Genomic DNA, 18,814 nt, shown 5'->3' with positions numbered 1-18,814 from the left:
ATGATGCGAACACTGCTTTTGATAGCGCTTCTGGCTGCCGGGGCCACCCAGGCACAGGCAAGCGATCTGTACCGTGTCGAGCTTCTGCTGTTTGAGCGGATCCACGGCGAGCCTGAGCTTGTCTCGGCGGATGAACCACCCGAGCGTCCGGACCACGGACTGCCCCTGTGGGTCAACACCGGCTGGACGCCCGATCTTGGCGCCGAGGCGGCGCTGGACAACGAATCACGGGCCATACTCAAGACACCCGATATAGTGGCACTTCCGCAGGATGCGTTAAGGCTTGGCGCCATTGCCCGCACACTGAGGAATGACAGCGATTACCGCTTGCTGGCACTGACAGGCTGGCACAATGAACTTCCGCCGGGCTACCGCTCAGTCCCGCTTGTGATCGATCTCACTGCCGGCGAGGATGGCGATCACAGGATCCGTGGTAGCCTGGATCTGGAGCGTCGCCGCTACCTGCACGTCGACGCCAACCTGGCGCGGATGAAAGCCGTGGAGCCACGATTCCGGGTTGCACCCATCCCGCTTCCGCAGATCACCTATCCCGGCGTGGGAATCATGCAACAGCCGCGGTTCCCAAAGGACTTCCTGTATCCGGAAACGAAGAAACAATGGGTAACAGAAACCTGGCTCAAAGAGCTTCGTCGGATGCGCAGTGAAGAGATCCATTACCTGGATGCGCCGACATTCGGTCTGATCGTGTATTTGCACCCCATCAGAAGCGATGAATCCGACTAGCCCAGGCAGGTCTCGAGCAGGGCATGCACACGGCCAATACCGGCTTCAAGATTGGCGTGGATCTCATCGAGCGTGATCTCGTTTTCGGTTTTGCCGGCAGCCCAGTTCACCACAAGGCATAGCGACACATAATCAACGCCCAGCTCCCTTGCAAGGACCGCTTCCGGCATGCCGGTCATCCCCACCAGATCACAACCGTCGCGTTCCAGCCGATGGATCTCGGCCGCAGTCTCCAGCCTCGGGCCCTGGGTGCAGGCGTACACGCCGCCATCCGTCAGCCCAATCGCCGCCTCGCTGGCCCCTTCCAGGAGGCGGCGGCGCAGCGAGGCACTGTAGGGCCAGGTGAAATCGATATGGGTCGTCGCTTCGAGATTCCCTTCGAAGAAAGTCTGGGGCCGCCCCCAGGTGTAATCCACCAGCTGGTCGGGCAGCACGAGCGAGGCCGGTGACATGGCGTCGTTGATTGAGCCCACGGCATTCACCGCAATGATGCGTGAGACACCGGCGTCCCGCATCGCTCTGAGATTGGCTCGATAATTGATTTCATGGGGCGGAATCCGATGGGGGTTGCCGTGGCGGGCCATGAAAACCACTGGCTTTCCGGCGTAACGGCCATGCTGGAGAGGGCCGGACGGCGCCCCCCAGGGTGTGTCCACCTCCTCCGCTGCCCCAATCTCCAGGCCATCCAGCGCCGTCAGACCTGTGCCGCCGATGATTCCCCAGATCCCGGATTCCTGATTCATTCCTCCCCCTGGGCACCCTGGTTGGTGCCTGATTCTGTCCCCGCCGGAACCAGACCCGCATGCGCGGGTTCCTGGCTGGTGTTCTGTTGCAGATGAAGGGTACGCGTGGGGAACGCCACCTCCGCCCCATGATCCGCGATAATGCCGCTGATCCGCAGAAGAATGTCCTCTTTCACGCGATGGTACTCAACCCACTGCAGCGTTTTGGTAAAGGTATAGATCATGATGTCGAGTGACGAAGCATTGAAGGTAATGAAGTTGACAATCAGTGTCCGATCCTGATCAATATCCTCGTGGGATTCCAGCATGGCACGGATCGCTTGAACGATGCTTTCCACAACGGCAACATCCCCGTAACGCACACCCACGACCTCATAGATGCGCCGGTTCTGCATCCGTGACGGGTTCTCAACGCCGATGGTTGTGAAGATCGCATTGGGGACATAAAGCGGGCGCGACTCGAAGGTGCGGATACGCGTGATACGCCAGCCGATGTGCTCCACCACCCCCTCGATGCTGGCATCCGGGGACTTGATCCACTCCCCCACCTTGAACGGCTTGTCCATGTAGACAACCGCGCCCCCGAAGAAGTTCGCCAACATGTCCTTGGCCGCGAACCCCACTGCGATACCGCCAACACCCCCAAACGCCAGAACACCGGAAATGCTGTACCCGAGGTTCTGGATGAGCACGAGCGCGGCAGTGATGATAATGACCGCCCTGGCCAGCTTGCCCATTGCCGATACCGTGGTGTAGTCCATGGGCTCGCGGACCCGGTCCGAGGTCAGAAGCTCCTCGGCCTGCCCCACGAAACGCAGGAGGCACCAGACCAGAAGCACGATAAACCCGAATCTCAGGATCGGATCGTTCAACCCAAGGTGGTCGACCTCATAGAACCGCTGTCCCACCTCAGTCGCCCAGTAGATCCCGTGCAGCCACACATACCAGTACACCGGACGCCTCGCCGCATGCAGAAAGACATCGTCCCAGAGGTTGTCATTGGCGGAGAGCCTGCGTTCGATGGCCACCAGAATGCGGGCGAGCACGAGGGCAACCAGGGCAGTCAGCCCGAGGATAACCAGGACCCAGAAGATCCCCCGGAACTCGGCGGCAATGCCCAGCGAATTGAGGAACCGGTCCAGGTACGCCAGGGTCATGCAGAGTTCTCGTCAAGCATTTGGAGGATGGCGGCGCGACTGTCACGGTAGCGCGCGGTGCTGCGGAAAGCGCCCCTGGGGCCCGGAAGCGGCTTACCACGAAGTGAGGCAAGACCAGCCGGGGCCTTTCCGGACTGGGCGCTGACATGCTCAATCAGTGTGTCCGCCATCTCGGGATTGTTACAGACCAACAGAAGGTCGCACCCGGCACGAAGTGCCGCATCCACGCGTTCACGGGGTTCGCCGGCGACGGACGCCCCCTCCATGGTCAGGTCGTCGCTGACCACCACGCCCCGAAAGCCCAGCTCCCGGGCCAGAATATCCCGCAACCAGAAGGGCGAGAAACCGGCAGGGGCGCTGTCGACACTGGAATAGACCACATGAGCGGGCATGATCGCATCAACCCGGTCAGCAAGCTCGCGGAACGGCACGGCATCAGTAGCCAGGATCGTCTCCAGCGCACGCTGGTCCTCGGGCACTTCAACGTGGGAATCCGCCTCAACAGCGCCATGACCGGGGAAGTGTTTGCCCACGGCGGCCATGCCCGCCTCGTGCATGCCATCAATCCAGGCACCCGCCAGAGCCGTTACAGCACCTGGGTCACTGTGAAAGCTGCGATCACCGATCACGCTGGAGGCGCCGTAATCCAGATCAAGTACCGGCGCGAAACTGAAATCCACGTCCATATCCCGGAGTTCGGCGGCCATGAGCCAGCCCGCACCACGGGCCATGGCCAGTGCCTTTTCGACATCCCGGTCATACAGGCGCCCAATGGCGCGCATGGGTGGGAGGCGGGTCAGCCCCGACTGGAAACGCTGTACGCGCCCGCCCTCCTGATCCACAGCAATCAGCAACCCGGGCCGAACGCCGCGGATGGACTGGACCAGCGTCCGCAGCTGCGCCGGAGACTGGAAATTACGGCTGAAGAGAATGACACCGCCAACAACCTCATGGCTAAGCCGCTCGCGCTCAGCCTCGGTGAGGCGGGTACCCTCAACATCAATCATCAATGGACCGGTCACTGTTCCTCCCTCTCCGGTAACCAGCAGCGGCTCCGGACGGATCAGAGCCTCTCGAGAATGTTGACGGGCGTGCCCGGCGTCACCCATTCCCAGAGCTGGAGAATGTCATCATTACCCATCCGGATACAGCCGTGGGACGCCGGCACGCCCAGGGGCTCCGTGTCCGGTGTACCGTGGATGTAGATGAAACGTCTCATACTATCAACGTTACCCAGGCGGTTATACCCGGGAACCTCGCCACAGAGCCATAAAATTCTTGTAAGAATCCAGTCGCGATCCGGATAGCGTTCGGAGAGTTGGGGGGACCAGGTTTCACCCGTGGGCCGGCGCCCCCGGAAAACAGCGCCTCTCGGCTGCCCGCCGCCAATGCAGGCACGCACCCGATGGCGCCCCCGGGGTGTGCCGCCGGAGCCGTCACGCTCGCTGGGTCCAGCCAGCGCCGTGGACACGCGATAGCACAGCCATTCGCGCCCATCGCGGAAAACGGTCATGACCTGGTCTGACAGGTTGATCTGCAACGCAAGGGAGCTGTTCGGAGCCATCAGGCACTCTCGTTGCGGGTGTCGGACCCCCCTACTACGGGCGGCGCCCTCATGCCGGCCGCGAGGAATGGCACCAGCTGGTCCACGATCTCTTCAACGTTGGTCTCGACACCCAGTTTGTTCCAGAGAATTTCGGTCAGCGCGTCACTGCTCGACAGGGTGAACGCTGTCGAGCCCAGCATGAACTGGATGCGCCAGTAGCGATCCACAGCGGACAACTCCGGGGTGGCATCCTTCAGAAGCCGCATGAACCGGCCGAAGGTATGGCTGTACTCCTGCTCCAGAAAGCGCCGCAGGTGCCCCTGGGACTGGGTGTAAGCCAGCCCCTGGAGGCGCATGTAGATGGCGATACTGCGGTCGTGCTGACGCGGCATTTCAACCACGGTCTCGGTCAATGCCTGAAGCACTCCGTCCAGGGACGGGGGCTCGGGTGCGGCTTCACGCTCCAGCCGGTCAAAGCCGGCTTCCAGATGCTGGCAGAAAGGCGTCAGAAAACGCGCAAAAACCGCCTGGATGAGCGACTTCTTGGAACCGAAGTGGTAATTCACCGCCGCCAGGTTCACGCCGGCCTCCCCCGTGATCATGCGTAACGACGTTTCCGAGAACCCTCTTTCAGAAAAAAGTTCCTCGGCCGCGTCCAGAATCCGGTCCACTGTTTCCGACTGCGCCATGAGTCCCCGCTCAAACAACCAACCAAACAATTGTTTGAAACATACGTTTGAGGCACTGAGGTGTCAAGAAATTCGCGGCTCAGGCGGGTTGCCATCCGGTAAGGATATATATCAGGATCGGTTCCCGAGCGCGCTGAGTCAAGCGGTTCCAACTTCCTGGCTACCGATGTTACATGCAAGGACTCCCCTTTCGGAAAACGTCCTGCAGCAGGAGGTATTTGTGACTCAGAACAATCTTTAACGCACAACCCTGACGGATCACTGTAGCGTCTTATTGCAGGCTGGCGTATTCTGATTCACCCTTAGTAGAATCCGACACAAACGATTACAGAGGTCTGACCGGAATGATGAAACCAAAAATTCTGGTACGCGATTACATGCGATCCCTTTCCCTTTACTTTTCTCCTTCCAGCTCGGTTGAAAATGTTGCCGCGACGCTGGTCAAGCACCGGGAACTGGGTGCACCGGTACTGGACGAGCACAAACGCCTGATTGGCTTCGTAACCGAGCAGGACTGCATGAAGGAAATGCTCAACGACAGCTATTACGCCCAGGAGCATCAGCTCGTGAGCGATATCATGTCCCGCAGAACCGTCTCCGTCGGCCCCGAGGAGGACATCACCCATCTTGCCGAGGAAATGGCGGGGCCCAAGCCCAAGATCTATCCGGTATGCGAGGATGGCCGTGTCATAGGGATAATCACGCGCGGGGATGTGCTCAGGGCGCTGACGCAAATCCGCAACCAGGGCCATGGCCACACCTGAGGAATCGACTTGTTCACCGGTATTATCCAGGCGAAAGCCAGTGTCGAACGGATTGAGCACGCAACGGGCCTGAACCGGATCGCGTTACGCTTCCCGGGAGGCTTGCTTGACGGCATCCAGAGAGGCGCATCGGTCTCCGTCAACGGGGCCTGCCTCACTGTTACGGACCAGGACAACAGCCTGGCCTGGTTCGATGTCATGATGGAAACACTGCGCGTCACCACCCTTGGCAACCTGACGGAAGGTGCGGAGGTCAATGTCGAACGCGCCGCCCGCATCGGCGACGAGATCGGCGGGCACCTGCTCTCCGGTCATGTTCACTGCGTGGCCACACTGACCTCACTGGAGACGCCGGACAACAATCGCCACCTGTGCTTTTCAGTGCCGCCGGAATGGCGGGAGTATCTGGTTTCCAAGGGCTACATCGCGGTAGACGGCGCGAGCCTGACGGTCGCTGAACTGACCGACTCCGGCTTCTGTGTCTACCTGATTCCGGAGACCCTACGGGCGACGCGCTTTGGCTCCCTGGCCCCGGGCGATGTGGTCAATATTGAAATTGACCACCAGACCCAGACCATTGTCGACACGCTCAAGCGCATGAACCTGGCGCCGCCGGCGGATCAGCGCTGATAACCCGGCCGCAGGAAGGGCATCTTCGCAACCGTCATCGGGCGGCGCTTGCCGCGCACATCCGCCTCAAGTTCCGTCCCCGGTTCAGCCAGCTCACGATCCACGTAAGCCATTGCCACGGGCGCCTCGACGCTGGGCGCAAAGTTGCCACTGGTTACGGTGCCGACGGGCGTTTCACCACCAACCCTGTAAAGCAGAGCGCCTTCACGTACCGGTGCCTTGCCCTGCCCCGTCAATCCAACCCGCTTTCGCGCTGCTGATTTCTGTGCAATCTGCTCAAGAATCCGCTCGGCACCCGGGAAACCGCCAGGCCGCTCGCCGTCCGCGCGCCGAGCTTTACCAATCGCCCAGATCAGGTTGGCTTCCACCGGTGTTGTTTCCGTGTCGATGTCATGGCCATACAGGCAAAGCCCTGCTTCAAGACGAAGCGAATCACGGGCACCAAGGCCAACCGCCTCAACGTCCTCCGCCTGGAGCAGGCGCCGGACCAGATCCTCGGCAATGGAGGCCGGGACCGAGATCTCATAGCCGTCTTCGCCGGTATAACCACTGCGGGAAATGATGGCGGGCTCGCCCATCAGGCTGAGTTGCCAGTTGTCCATGAAGGTCATCTCGGCGACTTTCGGCTGCAGCTCTGCCAGCACCGATTCCGCTTTGGGACCCTGCAACGCGATCAGGGCACGATCGGTCATTTCCGTCAGTGTCACGGAATCACCAAGTCCGGCCCGAAGGTGGGCAATATCGGCATCACGGCAGGCCGCGTTGACTACCAGATAAAAACCATCCTCGTGGCGGCTGATCATAAGGTCGTCCAGAATACCGCCGGATTCGCTGGTCAGCAGTGCATAGCGCTGCCGCCCAACAGGCAGCCCGACGATATCCGCGGGCACCAGCTTCTCCAGGGCTTCATCCACGTTGTTCCCGGTCAGCCAGACCTGCCCCATGTGGGACACGTCGAAAAGACCCGCCGCCTTGCGCGTATGCAGGTGTTCCTGCTTGATCCCGGCCGGGTACTGAACCGGCATACTGTAACCCGCGAACGGAACCATCCGCGCACCCAGTTCCTGGTGCAATGGTGTCAGTGGTGTCGTCAGCATTGCGTCATCGCCTGCCATGCCCTGTACTCCTGTCTTTATTACCGAAGGTGCCCGTCTGAATGCATTTCCGGGCACTGTTTCCTGCTATCTTGCCGTATTTCCGATCGGAAACAAAATTTCCGTTATGCCGTTACCCAGAGTACTTCCGCATCACTCTCGCTGACAGAGACCAGAACATGCCCCATGGTGCAGTCGTAGTAGGCCGTATCCCCGGCGTTCAGCCGCACCGGCTCATAGAATTCCGTATAGAAGAGAATGCTCCCGGAAAGCACATAGAGAAACTCCTCGCCGTCATGCCGGATCCATTCCGGAAAATCCTCGAAATGACGAGCCCTTACCCGGGTCGTGAAGGGGACCATTTTCTTGTTACTCAGATCCGTCGCCAGCAGTTCATGCTCGTAGGTTGCCGTGGGGTGAGGGCGACCTTCGCCGCGACGGGTTATATCACGCCGGCCACTGGGCTGCGCCCCGGAAGAGGGCTCTGAAAAAAGCTGGGGCAGATCGATTCCCAGCCCATGAACCAGCTTGTGCACGACGGAAAAGGTGGGCGAAATCTGCTCGTTCTCGATCTTGGACAGGGTAGAACGCGCGAGTCCGGTCAGCTTGCTGGCCTCCTCCAGGGTCAGGCTCTGGCCGAGGCGCAGCGCCTTGACGCGCTCTCCGAGCTTGAGAGGCTGCAGTGTTGCTTCGGTTTCTCCCTGATGAACCTGCAGTGATTCGTGAATCGTATCACCGGCATAATGGCGGTCTTGCGGCATCGTCGTGTGTTTCCTATCGGAAATTTACGTTGTTTCTGAGAAAATCCATTGTTAATCTAACACAGAGTCAACCACAACCATACGAGGACGGACCAATGACAGCGACGCCAGAGGAACTGTTATACACCCCCAGCCATGAATGGATCCGCGACAACGGTGATGGCACCGTCACCATGGGTATCACCGACCATGCGCAGGACCAGCTGGGCGACGTCGTGTTTGTTGAGCTTCCCGAGGAAGAGCAGACCATTGCCAAGGGCGAGGAACTGGCGGTCGTCGAGTCCGTCAAGTCAGCATCCGACATCTACGCGCCGGTCAGCGGGGTCGTTGAGAGCACTAACGAAGCGCTGGAAGACGCACCGGAAACCGTTAACGAGCACTGCTACGGCGATGGCTGGATGGTGAAGATCAAGCTCGAGAATCCGGACGAGCTTTCCGAGCTGCTGTCCGCCGATCGGTACCAGCAGATGGTCGCCGACGAAGCCTGAATTCTAGGAGGTATCCCATGAATGCGAAGTCCCCCCTGGCGGGCACCACGCTTTCACAGCTGAACAAACGACCGTTCAGTGATCGCCATATTGGCCCCGGTGCCAGTGACCAGTCCGAAATGCTGCGTACACTGGATCTTTCCTCCGTGCATGAGCTGGTTGACCAGATCATTCCCGAAAACATTCGCATGCCGAATGACCTCAACATGGACCAGGGGCGTACCGAAGACCGGGCCCTGGCGGAGCTGCAGGAAATCGCGCGGGAGAATACCGTCAATCGCAGCTTTATCGGCCAGGGGTACTATCCGACTCGCATTCCAGCGGTTATCAAGCGCAACGTGCTGCAGAATCCGGCCTGGTATACCGCCTATACGCCCTATCAACCAGAGATTTCCCAGGGTCGCCTGGAGTCGCTGGTGAATTTCCAGCAGGTCGTCATGGATCTGAGCGGTCTGGATCTGGCGAACGCATCCCTGCTCGATGAAGCAACCGCCGCCGCCGAGGCCATGGCCCTGTGCAAACGCGGTAACCGTCGCAACAAGAGCAACGTTTTCTTTGCCGCCGAGGACCTCCACCCGCAGACTCTGGACGTCCTGAAGACCCGCGCCGCCTACATGGATATTGACCTGGTGATTGCGCCCGCGGACGAGATCGGCAACCACCAGCCCTTCGGGGCCGCGTTCCAGTACCCGGGAACCGACGGCAACATTCCGGATCTCGAGGCGCTGATCAAGACCGCATCGGACCAGGGCGCCATGGTCTCGGTCGCATCCGACCTCCTCGCCCTGATGCTCCTGCGTTCTCCGGGCGAACTCGGTGCGGACATCGTTTTCGGATCCGCCCAGCGCTTTGGCGTTCCGATGGCGTACGGCGGTCCCCACGCGGCCTTCTTTGCCACCCGGGACAACCTCAAACGCATGGTTCCGGGTCGAATCATCGGCGTGTCCAAGGACAACCGCGACCAACCGGCATTCCGGATGGCGATGCAGACGCGGGAGCAGCACATCCGCCGGGAGAAGGCCACCTCCAACATCTGCACCGCCCAGGCTCTGCTGGCCAACCTGGCAGCCTTCTTCGCGGTCTATCACGGTCCCGAAGGGCTGCGTAAGCAGGCGGAACGGGTGCACAGACTCACTGCGATCCTCGCCGAAGGCCTCAGGGCCGGTGGCCTCAAGCCACAGGAGCGGTATTTTGACACCCTGAGCTTCGAAGCCGACGACAGTGTCCATGACCGTGCCCATAAGGCAGGCTGCAACCTGCGGCGCCTGGCGGATGGCCGCGTCGGCATCAGCCTGGATGAAACCACCGGCGGCGAAGACGTTGCCCTGCTGTTCGATATCGTTCTCGGCAGCGGCCATGGCCAGTCCGTAACGGAACTCGATGCCCTGATCACCAGCGGCGCCAGCACGGGAATTACCCAGGACATGCGCCGCCAGGACGCCGTCCTGACCCATCCGGTATTCAATCGCTACCACAGCGAGACCGAGCTGCTGCGCTATATCCGCAGGCTCGAAAACCGGGATTTCTCCCTGGTGCACGGTATGATCCCACTGGGCTCCTGCACCATGAAACTCAACGCCGCCGCGCAGATGGAACCCATCACCTGGCCGGAATTCGCGGAGATCCACCCCTACGCACCGGCGGACCAGACCCGCGGCTACCAGAAAATGCTGCAGCAGCTTGATGAGCAACTGCAGGAAATCACCGGTTACGATGCCTTCTCCCTGCAGCCCAACTCAGGCGCCCAGGGCGAATACGCGGGACTCCTCGCAATCCGTCGCTACCAGCAGGCCCAGGGCGAAGGCCACCGCAATGTGTGCCTGATCCCCGCCTCTGCGCACGGAACCAACCCGGCCTCCGCAGCCATGATGGGCATGAAGGTGGTCATCGTTGACTGCGACAGCGAAGGCAACGTGGACCTGGATGACCTCCGCGCCAAGGCGGAAAAGGCCGGGGACAACCTGTCCTCCTGCATGATCACCTATCCCTCGACCCACGGGGTCTACGAGGAAGGCGCTGCAGACCTCTGCCAGATCATTCACGATCACGGCGGACAGGTCTACATGGACGGCGCCAACCTCAACGCCCAGGTGGGCCTGGTGCAGCCGACGCTGGTCGGTTCGGATGTGTCCCACCTGAACCTGCACAAGACCTTCGCCATCCCCCACGGTGGTGGCGGTCCGGGCATGGGGCCCATCGGGGTACGCAGCCACCTGGCGCCCTACCTGCCAGGGCACGGGGACACCGGTGATGCCGAGGGCGCGGTTGCCGCCACGCCCTACGGCTCGGCCGGCATCCTGCCGATCACCTGGATGTACAATCGCCTGCTCGGCCGGGACGGCCTCAAGCACAGCACCGAGGTCGCCATCCTCAGCGCGAACTACATTGCCAACGCCCTTCAGGAGGACTACAGCGTCCTTTACCGGGGCCGGCATGGTCGCGTCGCCCACGAGTGCATCCTGGACCTGCGACCGCTCAAGGACTGGTCAGGTATTACCGAGGAGGATGTTGCCAAGCGCCTGATGGATTATGGTTTCCATGCGCCCACCATGTCCTTCCCGGTCCCGGGCACGCTCATGATCGAGCCGACGGAATCCGAATCCCTCGAGGAGCTGGACCGTTTCATCCACGCCATGAAGGGAATCCGTCGGGAAATCGACCAGGTTGCAGCCGGCGAATGGCCCGCCGACAACAATCCGCTGGTGAATGCCCCGCACACCCAGACGGACCTGGTGGATGATGAGTGGAATCGCCCGTACAGCCGGGAACTGGCCGTATTCCCCTCCGAGGCGGTACGTGCCAGCAAGTTCTGGCCCGCCGTGAATCGGGTGGACAACGTCTACGGCGACCGCAACCTGATCTGCAGCTGCCCCAGCCCCGAAGCCTACCGGGACTAGAGCCGTTACTCGGATTAGGGTGATTATTCTAATTTTTCACCCTAATCTGGGCTCAGATCCTGGCGTTACAGAGCGATAGCGCTAAGGCAGAGAAACCAGCACAGAGGCAGGTGAATCCTATGAGTGAACTGACACGCAAGCTTCAGGAACAGTCCACACAGCAGTGGCAGAAGGCCAACGAGGAGCTTCAGCGTATCCTGAAGGAGCTCGGTGCTGACAACTCACAGGAACAGTCCATCACCGGCATGATCCGCGATATCCGGGAGAAGAATCCCTCCTTCCGCGACCTCATGCTGAGCGTGGACGCGGCAACCTACGATGCGCGGAAAAAGTTCTCATGGAATGCGCACATGACCTCGGCCTATGTCCTTAACAGGGTCGAAGCATCCTACACCAACGATCTCAAGCCGATGATCGAGGACTACCGCCAGCAGGCGTACGACCGCCTCCAGGCACTGATCGCACAACTTCGCAGCGCCCGCGCACGCTTTGTCGCGGCAGCGAAGGACACTGAAAACGAGGACAGCCAGAACGGCTGACACCTCCAGGGCCTCGTCTCCTTAAGCCCTACCCCTCCTCCCCCGTCACCGTACGGGGGTTTTTTATGCCCGAGGGCACGCCACACCGGTCCCCTTCAGCCCGCAGTACCCACCGGGATTCTTGTGCAGGTACTGCTGATGCCAGTCCTCCGCGTAATAGAACACCACCCCCTGGCGCAGCTCCGTAGCCACCGGCCCCAGCCCAACCTTCGACAACTCAGCCTCATAAGCCTCCCGCGATGCCTCCGCCAGAGCCAAAGCCGCCTCATCCGGCACATAAATCGCCGACCGATACTGCGTCCCCACATCATTCCCCTGACGCATCTGCTGCGTCGGATCATGCGACTCCCAGAACACCCTCAGAAGCTCCTCCAATGAACACTGCTCCGGATCATAGATAACCCGAACCGCCTCCGTGTGCCCAGTCCTAGCCGTACAAACCTCCTCGTAAGTCGGATTCGGCGTATACCCCCCGGCATACCCCACAGCCGTCGTGTAGACCCCATCCATATCCCAGAACTGCTGCTCAGCACCCCAGAAACACCCCATACCCACTATCAGATCCTGGCAGTGCTCCGGGAACGGAGGCTTGATTGGCCTCCCATGGACCGCATGGCGATTAGTAACCTCCAACGGCTCGTCCCGCCCCGGAAGCGCCTCATCTGGCCCGACCATCCGAGTCTTTTCAGTATTGAACAAACCAAACATAACGACTCTCCAAAGTTGGATAACCCCGGAATCACGAGAAGGAGGACGGGTAAGGCTTTCCAGGAAGCTCTGGAGCCATGGATGGCGGAAGCGCAGCGTACAGGGACGTATTCAAAGCGGTTCCTGGAAAGCCTTACCCGTCCTCCTTCCGCACCAAACTGTCAGTCTAAATCAGTTCCCAATATACGCCCTATCCTAGCGATAGGCCCAAGCCACTGCCCAGAAAACAAAAAACCCCCACCGGAAAACCGATGAGGGCTTCAAATCCAACCTATAAAGGTCAGCAAATACCAGAACCCGTCCTTAGAACTGGTTCATGGTATTGTCTTTACCGCCCGCCTTCAGAGCAGCTTCGCCGGCAAAGTATTCCTTGTGGTCATCACCGATGTTGGAACCGGCCATGTCCTGGTGCTTAACGCACGCCAGCTGCTTGCGGATCTCCTGACGCTGAACATCGCGAACGTACGCCAGCATGCCTTCCTCACCGAAGTAACCCTTGGCGAGCTCATCAGTGGACAGAGCAGCCGTGTGATACGTCGGCAGCGTGATCAGGTGATGGAAGATGCCCGCTTCACGCGCACCATCTTTCTGGAAGTTCTGGGTCCAGCGATCCGCTTCCGCAGCAAGCTCGGTATCGTCGTACTTGCTGTTCATCAGGTCCGAACGATCGTACTGGGACACATCCTTGCCTTCTTCCTTCCACGCATCGAACACCTGCTGACGGAAGTTCAGGGTCCAGTTGAAGGACGGGCTGTTGTTGTAGACCAGCTTCGCATCCGGCACTTCCTGCTTGATGCGGTTGACCATGCCCGCGATCTGGCCGACGTGCGGCTTCTCGGTCTCGATCCACAGCAGGTCCGCGCCGTTCTTCAGGCTGGTGATGCAGTCCAGAACCACGCGGTCTTCGCCGGTGCCTTCCTGGAACTGGTACAGGCCGTTCGGCAGACGCTTCGGACGGTGCAGCTCACCCTTCTTCTTGATGACCATGTCACCTTCCTGAACATCCTCGGCGGACTTGACCGGCTCGGTATCGAGGTAGGAGGTGTAGATGGACGCCAGATCGCCGGGCTCCTGGGAAACCGGAATCTTGTGGGTCAGGCCAGCGCCCAGGGAGTCAGTACGGGCAACGATGACACCATCATCAACACCCAGTTCCAGGAACGCGTACCGAACCGCGTTGATCTTCGCGATGAAGTCTTCGTGCGGGCAGGTAACCTTACCAGCCTGGTGACCGCACTGCTTGGCGTCAGAAACCTGGTTCTCGATCTGGATGGCACAGGCGCCTGCCTCGATCATCTTCTTGGACAGCAGGTAAGTCGCTTCCTCGTTACCGAAGCCGGCATCAATGTCGGCGATGATCGGAACAACGTGGGTCTCGAAGTTGTCGATCTTGTTGATGATTTCCTCTTCCTTGGCCTTGTCGCCCGCTTCGCGAGCCTCGTCCAGGTCATGGAACAGGTGGTTGAGTTCGCGCGCGTCCGCCTGCTTGAGGAAGGTGTAGAGCTCCTCGATCAGAGACGGTACGGCTGTCTTCTCGTGCATGGACTGGTCGGGCAGCGGACCGAACTCGGAACGCATGGCCGCGACCATCCAGCCGGAGAGGTAGAGGTAGCTGCGCTTGGTAGTGCCGTGATGACGCTTGACGCCCATCATCTTCTGCTGGCCGATGAAACCGTGCCAGCAACCCAGTGACTGGGTGTACTTGGACGGGTCCTTGTCGTACGCCGCCATGTCTTCACGCATGATCTTGGCGGTGTACTTGGCAATGTCCAGACCGGTGTGGAAGCGGTTCTGGGCGCGCATGCGCGCGACGTATTCCGGCGTGATGTGATTCCAGGTCTTGCCCTGGCTGTCACGCAGCGCGGAGATCTCTTCAATGTCCTTTCTGTACTGAGACATGATTCACCTATGCGTTGGGGGTGTTACGTGTGATGTCGAGGCGTATTCTAAAGGGATCGCATCCATAATTAAAATCAATGCTATAAATTTCCATCATTTCTTTCGTGAATGTTTGTCCTTTTGCGCCCTGTAGACCCGGAAGTCTCCATCGTCCGCAAGCACCGAAACGCGCCCGAATGCCCTTTCAAGCAAACGTGCGTACGGCAGGAAGGCATTGGCGACAAGCCGGATTTCCCCCTTTGGAATGAGGTGCCTGGTGGCATACTCGATCAACGCCTCGGTCACCCTTGAATCCTTTGCCACCCCCTGATGGAAAGGCGGGTTGGTAATCAGGGTTCCATAGTCCGCCCCCACCCGGGACAGGCTGTCCGAGGCGACAACACTCACCCGCTCATTGTCACGCAAGGCCCGGCGGGCACAGGTCAGCGCCTGCCACTGAACATCACTGAGCGTCAGTTCCAGCTCCGGCCAATTCCGGCTGAGCCAGGCTCCGATGACACCATTACCACAGGCAAAATCCAGTACCGGCCCCTGCGGGCACTCTGTAACCGTTTCCAGCAGCAGTCGTGTCCCTGCGTCCAATCGACCTTCGCTGAACAGCCCCGGCAGGCTGAACAGCGACAGGGTCTGGCCACCAACCATAAGCGGCACCGGGCTCAGCCAATCCTCAACCCGGAACTCCGGCGCTACAAGATCCGCATCAACACGGGTTCTCCAGAGCTGACAGTGCCGGGCGCTATCCGCCTTATAGGCGTCCGGGAATCGCGCCAGGAATCGTTTGGCACCGCCGGCGATACCCTCTTTCCGGGCGCCCACCAGCCAGATCTCGCCCCCGGGCCTGACCCGGCTCAACGCCCACTCGCAGCGCATGTCGAGTTCGCTCCGGGCCTTGGGTATAAAAATGACCACATGATCGAAGTCCGCCGGAAGCGCCGGATCATCATAGCCGAAATACCATTGCTGATCGTGCCCGCCGTGGTGCTCCCACTGGCCGAAATGGGTCGTCAGACTGTAAATGGCGTTTTCGTTGGCGGCCGGCACCTGATCCGGTGCCCCCAACATACAAATCGACCCGGAAAGCCCTTCACGGTTCCGTTCAAACACGTCCAGTACGGGGATTCCGCTCATGCCTTCTCCCGGCGCTTATTGGTCATTATTCACAGGTGCTCCCGAATAGGTGAATCGCAGGCTCTGATAGTACTGGCGCACGATGGAAGGTGAATCCGGCACGCGATAGCGTTCAACCGCACGCACCGCTCTCAGGGCACTTTCATCCAACGCCTCATGCCCACTGGGCAGATGCACCCTGGAGGTACGCAGGTAACCGCGGCTGTCCACGGAAAACCGAATCTCGCCCTTATGACGGGCATCCGTATTATCCGGCTGATCCCAGGCCGCCAGAATCTGGCGTTTCATGCGCGCCAGGTACTCATTCGCCATCCGGATACGGCGCTCTTCAATCTCACTCACGGGTGACTCGCCACGGATGGCGTCCATCTCCTCGTCTTCCAGGGCCTGGATGCCACCATTACCACCGAGGGCATCTTCGGGGATCGACGGTGCCCCGGAATCATCCTGCGGCGAAACCTCCTCGCCCAGTGACATGCTGGCACTGTCCGCATCCGGTCGATCAGGAACGCCGGCGTCCGGGGTTTCCACGCGGTCCATTCGAGACGCGGATTCAGGCGCCTCATCGGCGGCCTCAGCGTCCTCCTTTGCCCTGTTCTCCGAGGCGGTACCACCGGAAGGAGCCGCGTCATCGTCATCCCCGGATTCCCCCGCTGGATCTTCGCTCGGCTGCTCCGATTTCCCCGATTCCGCCAGGGGTGCCTCCTGTTCCGGCGCCTCGGTATCCGTGCCGTCCAGGTCGACGGTTTCATCGGTATCCCGTGGCAGGTGCATTTCCTCCTCGGGTTCCGGTTCAGGTTCCGGTTCGGGCTCTTCCTGCTCTGGTTTCTCTTCCTGCTCAGGCGGCTCGTCCTCAGGAGTCTCCTTTTGCTCTTCGGGTTCGGGCACGGGCTGTTCAGGCGCAGTCCGCTGTTTAACGGTTACATCAAACTGCATCCCGGGGAGCACCTCCGGCTCACGGAAAAGCTCTCTCAGGGTCGGCCAGAATAAAATCAACAACAGCAGGTGGAAAAGTGCACTCAGAAGCAGGATTTTCAGCCAGACCCCGGTTGGCATGGAAGCGCGGTTCCCCATGGCCTGATCCAGGCTCAACGCGCGGGAAGCAGGTTTCCGGAGCGCCGGCGGCGGCCCAGACGCTGACGCAGCATATTAACCGGGAAAAGGCTCACGTCCACGGCAAAGTCGCGAGCCATGGTCAGCGGGGACATGTCACGGTAGAGGTTGGCGTAGGTGCCCCCCATGGCCATGAGGGAACGGGACAGATGCAGGTAATCGCTCTGCAGCACCAGTCTCAGCTGATAGGCGTTCGACGCCAGGTGAGCCGCCGTCTGGAGGCGCAGCTGGAGTCCCTCATAGCCTTCCCGGTACAGGCGCCGCAGCGGCTCCTCGGTAAGCGGCGTCACCCCCTTCTTGGCAAGGGTATCGTCCAGGGCCTCAATGATTTCATCACGCCTTAGCCGGTTCCCCTCGGGGTCGGTACTCATGGTGATAAGGCAATCCGCAAGCCGCCCTGTATCGCCCATCAGCACTGCCATCAGATAATCCCGGATCATGACCCATTTGCCGCGCATGTCCACGACATTCCCCCAGTCGATCAGGTAAAGGGAGCCGTCCGGGCTGGCCATGATATTGCCCGGATGCAGGTCACCATGGAATTCCTGATGCACAATCAGATGCTCAAGCACCGTAAACAGGAAGTTCTCGGCAATACGGCGCTGCAGACGACGCCGGCCCCGGCCGGTCTGTCCCGCCAGGACGCGGTTGATGGACATGGCGTCATCCAGGAATTCCATCTCCAGAATGCGGCCGGTAACCTCGTAAACCTCGGGCACGTACCAGTTTTTCGAGCCCCTTGCCCGCTCCGCGAAGCGGTTCTGGACCACCGCCTCCTCCTCAAAGTCCAGCTCCCGCTCAAAGCCCCTGGAAAATTCCTTGATCTGCTCGGACATGGCCTCGAGGAACGGCAACAGCTTGGAGTGCGGCGCCCAGTACTGGCTGGATACCAGCATCAGCTCAATGGCCAGCGAGCCCATCTGGAATTCGCGCTCCAGGTTGTGCCGCGCAACCTTGACGATGATCGGCACCAGAACCTCAACGCCGTCCTGCTCGACGGGCTTCTTGGCAACATAGACGGAACCGATGGAGCCGGACTTCAGCGGCTTATCCACCTTGAAGTCAAAATACAGTTCCTCGGGCGGGCAGCCCTTGGATTCGATGAAGGCCTGGCGAACCTCATCGCCGGTCATGGGCTCAACGTCTTCCTGGAAGACTGCCAGCTCCTTCGCAATCTCGTCCGGCAGGAAGTCCGCATTGGCCGCCGCCACCTGCGCCATCTTGATGAACAGCGGGCCGAACTCGCGCACCATCTTCGCCACGATCTGCGCCTGGCCATGGAAATCCTGGGGATCGGTCTGCAGGAAGGGCTTGATGTAGCGGATGGCCCGGATCTGGCGGCGCAGTATCACCAGATCACTGCGCAGCACCTGCACCTTGCCGAGCATATCTCCCATGGCGACCTGGTTCTGGCGGCGGAGCTCCTTGACCCGGTTGGCAAGATCCACCAGCAGCGGTTCATAGGTCCTCAGAACGACCCGCGTGATATCAAGGTTGAGCTCCACCAGGCCCTTGAGTTCCGGCGCACTGATCAGCTCGTGAAAGAAACTCCAGAACTCGTCGACAATGGCATCCGGAATCTCCACCGGACTGCGCAGCATCACCTGCTTCACCATGAAGCGGATCAGGTTTTCCGTGGATTCCTCATTGGGAATCAGCCGGTAGCGCCTCAGATAGACCGTAAGCGAGCGGCTGTGCTCGGAGAGCGGGTGTTCATAGAGCGCTTCAAAGAGGCGATCCAGTTCCCGCGAGAGTTCCTCGCGTGTAACATCCTCGTCGCGCATAATCAGGCGCGCCACGGGCGTGAAAGCACGCGGCAGCCGCACCGTGCTCATAGCAAAATCGCCCGCGCCACGCAGAGCGGAGCCGGTCCGCTCCCGCAGCACGGGCAGATTAATCTCAATCACTTTTCTG

18 protein-coding genes are annotated in these 18,814 nt (G+C 60.3%); 6 read left to right on the top strand and 12 right to left on the bottom strand.

Annotation, left to right across the window (positions count from 1 at the left end):
* A complete protein-coding gene (locus tag DES49_RS11110; protein ID WP_133736501.1) occupies positions 1–744 on the top strand; it encodes a CsiV family protein in 744 nt (247 codons plus the stop codon).
* On the opposite strand, the gene DES49_RS11105 is transcribed toward DES49_RS11110, so the two are convergent.
* Genes DES49_RS11105 through DES49_RS11085 form a run of 5 tightly spaced genes read right to left on the bottom strand, consistent with a single transcriptional unit; the run spans position 741 to position 4,879 of the window.
* Positions 741–1,487, bottom strand: coding sequence for an S-methyl-5'-thioinosine phosphorylase (locus DES49_RS11105; RefSeq protein WP_133736500.1), 747 nt, complete (start codon positions 1,485–1,487; stop codon positions 741–743). The two genes, DES49_RS11110 and DES49_RS11105, sit on opposite strands and share 4 nt — an antisense overlap.
* Entirely contained in the window at positions 1,484–2,644 is a 1,161-nt protein-coding gene (locus DES49_RS11100; RefSeq protein WP_133736499.1) for a mechanosensitive ion channel family protein, read from the bottom strand. Before DES49_RS11100 ends, DES49_RS11105 begins: the two co-directional genes overlap by 4 nt.
* Entirely contained in the window at positions 2,641–3,651 is a 1,011-nt protein-coding gene (gene nagZ / locus DES49_RS11095; RefSeq protein WP_243865031.1) for a beta-N-acetylhexosaminidase, read from the bottom strand. Before nagZ ends, DES49_RS11100 begins: the two co-directional genes overlap by 4 nt.
* Positions 3,652–3,707: 56 nt before the next feature.
* Positions 3,708–4,208, bottom strand: a complete 501-nt coding sequence (locus tag DES49_RS11090) for a L,D-transpeptidase (protein ID WP_133736497.1) — start codon at positions 4,206–4,208, stop codon at positions 3,708–3,710.
* The gene (locus tag DES49_RS11085) at positions 4,208–4,879 is read right to left on the bottom strand and encodes a TetR/AcrR family transcriptional regulator (RefSeq protein ID WP_133736496.1); all 672 of its coding nucleotides are present in this window, start codon (positions 4,877–4,879) and stop codon (positions 4,208–4,210) included. The genes DES49_RS11090 and DES49_RS11085 overlap by 1 nt, the downstream gene beginning before the upstream one ends.
* 344 nt (positions 4,880–5,223) lie before the next feature.
* On the opposite strand from DES49_RS11085, the gene DES49_RS11080 reads away from it, so the two are divergent.
* Together DES49_RS11080 and DES49_RS11075 are read left to right on the top strand one after the other, a co-directional pair.
* Positions 5,224–5,643: a CBS domain-containing protein gene (locus DES49_RS11080; protein ID WP_133736495.1), complete on the top strand. Its 420-nt coding sequence runs from the start codon at positions 5,224–5,226 to the stop codon at positions 5,641–5,643.
* Between the two features lie 9 nt (positions 5,644–5,652).
* A complete protein-coding gene (locus tag DES49_RS11075) occupies positions 5,653–6,273 on the top strand; it encodes a riboflavin synthase subunit alpha (protein ID WP_133736494.1) in 621 nt (206 codons plus the stop codon).
* Here the strand turns inward: DES49_RS11075 and gcvT are convergent.
* Both gcvT and DES49_RS11065 read right to left on the bottom strand, forming a co-directional pair.
* Complete coding sequence (gene gcvT / locus DES49_RS11070; protein ID WP_133736493.1) at positions 6,264–7,388, bottom strand: glycine cleavage system aminomethyltransferase GcvT; 1,125 nt, start codon at positions 7,386–7,388, stop codon at positions 6,264–6,266. The genes DES49_RS11075 and gcvT overlap by 10 nt on opposite strands.
* Before the next feature lie 104 nt (positions 7,389–7,492).
* Positions 7,493–8,128, bottom strand: coding sequence for a helix-turn-helix domain-containing protein (locus tag DES49_RS11065; RefSeq protein WP_133736492.1), 636 nt, complete (start codon positions 8,126–8,128; stop codon positions 7,493–7,495).
* A gap of 95 nt (positions 8,129–8,223) precedes the next feature.
* On the opposite strand from DES49_RS11065, the gene gcvH reads away from it, so the two are divergent.
* From gcvH to DES49_RS11050, 3 genes are all read left to right on the top strand, one after another.
* Entirely contained in the window at positions 8,224–8,616 is a 393-nt protein-coding gene (gene gcvH, locus DES49_RS11060) for a glycine cleavage system protein GcvH (protein WP_133736491.1), read from the top strand.
* Positions 8,617–8,633: 17 nt separating this feature from the next.
* Complete coding sequence (gene gcvP / locus DES49_RS11055; RefSeq protein WP_133736490.1) at positions 8,634–11,513, top strand: aminomethyl-transferring glycine dehydrogenase; 2,880 nt, start codon at positions 8,634–8,636, stop codon at positions 11,511–11,513.
* A gap of 119 nt (positions 11,514–11,632) precedes the next feature.
* Positions 11,633–12,052 carry a hypothetical protein gene (locus DES49_RS11050; RefSeq protein WP_133736489.1) on the top strand — a complete coding sequence of 140 codons (420 nt, stop codon included), beginning with the start codon at positions 11,633–11,635 and terminating at the stop codon, positions 12,050–12,052.
* A gap of 63 nt (positions 12,053–12,115) precedes the next feature.
* Here the strand turns inward: DES49_RS11050 and msrA are convergent, their stop codons facing one another.
* From msrA to DES49_RS11025, 5 genes are all read right to left on the bottom strand, one after another.
* Positions 12,116–12,760 (bottom strand): peptide-methionine (S)-S-oxide reductase MsrA, encoded by a 645-nt coding sequence (msrA, locus tag DES49_RS11045; protein ID WP_133736488.1) that lies wholly within the window; start codon positions 12,758–12,760, stop codon positions 12,116–12,118.
* 303 nt (positions 12,761–13,063) lie between these two features.
* Positions 13,064–14,659 (bottom strand): isocitrate lyase, encoded by a 1,596-nt coding sequence (locus DES49_RS11040; protein ID WP_133736487.1) that lies wholly within the window; start codon positions 14,657–14,659, stop codon positions 13,064–13,066.
* A 93-nt stretch (positions 14,660–14,752) separates the two neighbouring features.
* Positions 14,753–15,787: a class I SAM-dependent methyltransferase gene (locus DES49_RS11035; protein ID WP_133736486.1), complete on the bottom strand. Its 1,035-nt coding sequence runs from the start codon at positions 15,785–15,787 to the stop codon at positions 14,753–14,755.
* A 15-nt stretch (positions 15,788–15,802) separates the two neighbouring features.
* On the bottom strand, positions 15,803–16,861 hold the full coding sequence (locus DES49_RS11030) for a TonB C-terminal domain-containing protein (protein WP_133736485.1): 1,059 nt from the start codon (positions 16,859–16,861) through the stop codon (positions 15,803–15,805).
* Between the two features lie 14 nt (positions 16,862–16,875).
* Positions 16,876–18,807 carry an AarF/UbiB family protein gene (locus tag DES49_RS11025; protein ID WP_243865030.1) on the bottom strand — a complete coding sequence of 644 codons (1,932 nt, stop codon included), beginning with the start codon at positions 18,805–18,807 and terminating at the stop codon, positions 16,876–16,878.
* Positions 18,808–18,814: the final 7 nt, after the last annotated feature.

Origin of the sequence: Halospina denitrificans (assembly GCF_004364635.1) — a bacterium.
GTDB lineage: Bacteria > Pseudomonadota > Gammaproteobacteria > Pseudomonadales > Oleiphilaceae > Halospina > Halospina denitrificans.
The sequence above is the reverse complement of the archived record's forward strand: the minus strand, read 5'-3'. Positions and strand labels throughout refer to the sequence as shown.

What these genes read in the sequence shown, in the direction of transcription:
- DES49_RS11085 (WP_133736496.1), bottom strand. Translation starts at nt 4,879, where the DNA reads ATGGCGCAGTCGGAAACAGTGGACCGGATTCTGGACGCGGCCGAGGAA.
- DES49_RS11100 (WP_133736499.1), bottom strand. Translation starts at nt 2,644, where the DNA reads ATGACCCTGGCGTACCTGGACCGGTTCCTCAATTCGCTGGGCATTGCC.
- msrA (WP_133736488.1), bottom strand. Translation starts at nt 12,760, where the DNA reads ATGTTTGGTTTGTTCAATACTGAAAAGACTCGGATGGTCGGGCCAGAT.
- nagZ (WP_243865031.1), bottom strand. Translation starts at nt 3,651, where the DNA reads ATGATTGATGTTGAGGGTACCCGCCTCACCGAGGCTGAGCGCGAGCGG.
- DES49_RS11030 (WP_133736485.1), bottom strand. Translation starts at nt 16,861, where the DNA reads ATGGGGAACCGCGCTTCCATGCCAACCGGGGTCTGGCTGAAAATCCTG.
- DES49_RS11050 (WP_133736489.1), top strand. Translation starts at nt 11,633, where the DNA reads ATGAGTGAACTGACACGCAAGCTTCAGGAACAGTCCACACAGCAGTGG.
- DES49_RS11110 (WP_133736501.1), top strand. Translation starts at nt 1, where the DNA reads ATGATGCGAACACTGCTTTTGATAGCGCTTCTGGCTGCCGGGGCCACC.
- DES49_RS11105 (WP_133736500.1), bottom strand. Translation starts at nt 1,487, where the DNA reads ATGAATCAGGAATCCGGGATCTGGGGAATCATCGGCGGCACAGGTCTG.
- gcvP (WP_133736490.1), top strand. Translation starts at nt 8,634, where the DNA reads ATGAATGCGAAGTCCCCCCTGGCGGGCACCACGCTTTCACAGCTGAAC.
- DES49_RS11065 (WP_133736492.1), bottom strand. Translation starts at nt 8,128, where the DNA reads ATGCCGCAAGACCGCCATTATGCCGGTGATACGATTCACGAATCACTG.
- DES49_RS11040 (WP_133736487.1), bottom strand. Translation starts at nt 14,659, where the DNA reads ATGTCTCAGTACAGAAAGGACATTGAAGAGATCTCCGCGCTGCGTGAC.
- DES49_RS11035 (WP_133736486.1), bottom strand. Translation starts at nt 15,787, where the DNA reads ATGAGCGGAATCCCCGTACTGGACGTGTTTGAACGGAACCGTGAAGGG.
- DES49_RS11080 (WP_133736495.1), top strand. Translation starts at nt 5,224, where the DNA reads ATGATGAAACCAAAAATTCTGGTACGCGATTACATGCGATCCCTTTCC.
- DES49_RS11090 (WP_133736497.1), bottom strand. Translation starts at nt 4,208, where the DNA reads ATGGCTCCGAACAGCTCCCTTGCGTTGCAGATCAACCTGTCAGACCAG.
- gcvT (WP_133736493.1), bottom strand. Translation starts at nt 7,388, where the DNA reads ATGGCAGGCGATGACGCAATGCTGACGACACCACTGACACCATTGCAC.
- gcvH (WP_133736491.1), top strand. Translation starts at nt 8,224, where the DNA reads ATGACAGCGACGCCAGAGGAACTGTTATACACCCCCAGCCATGAATGG.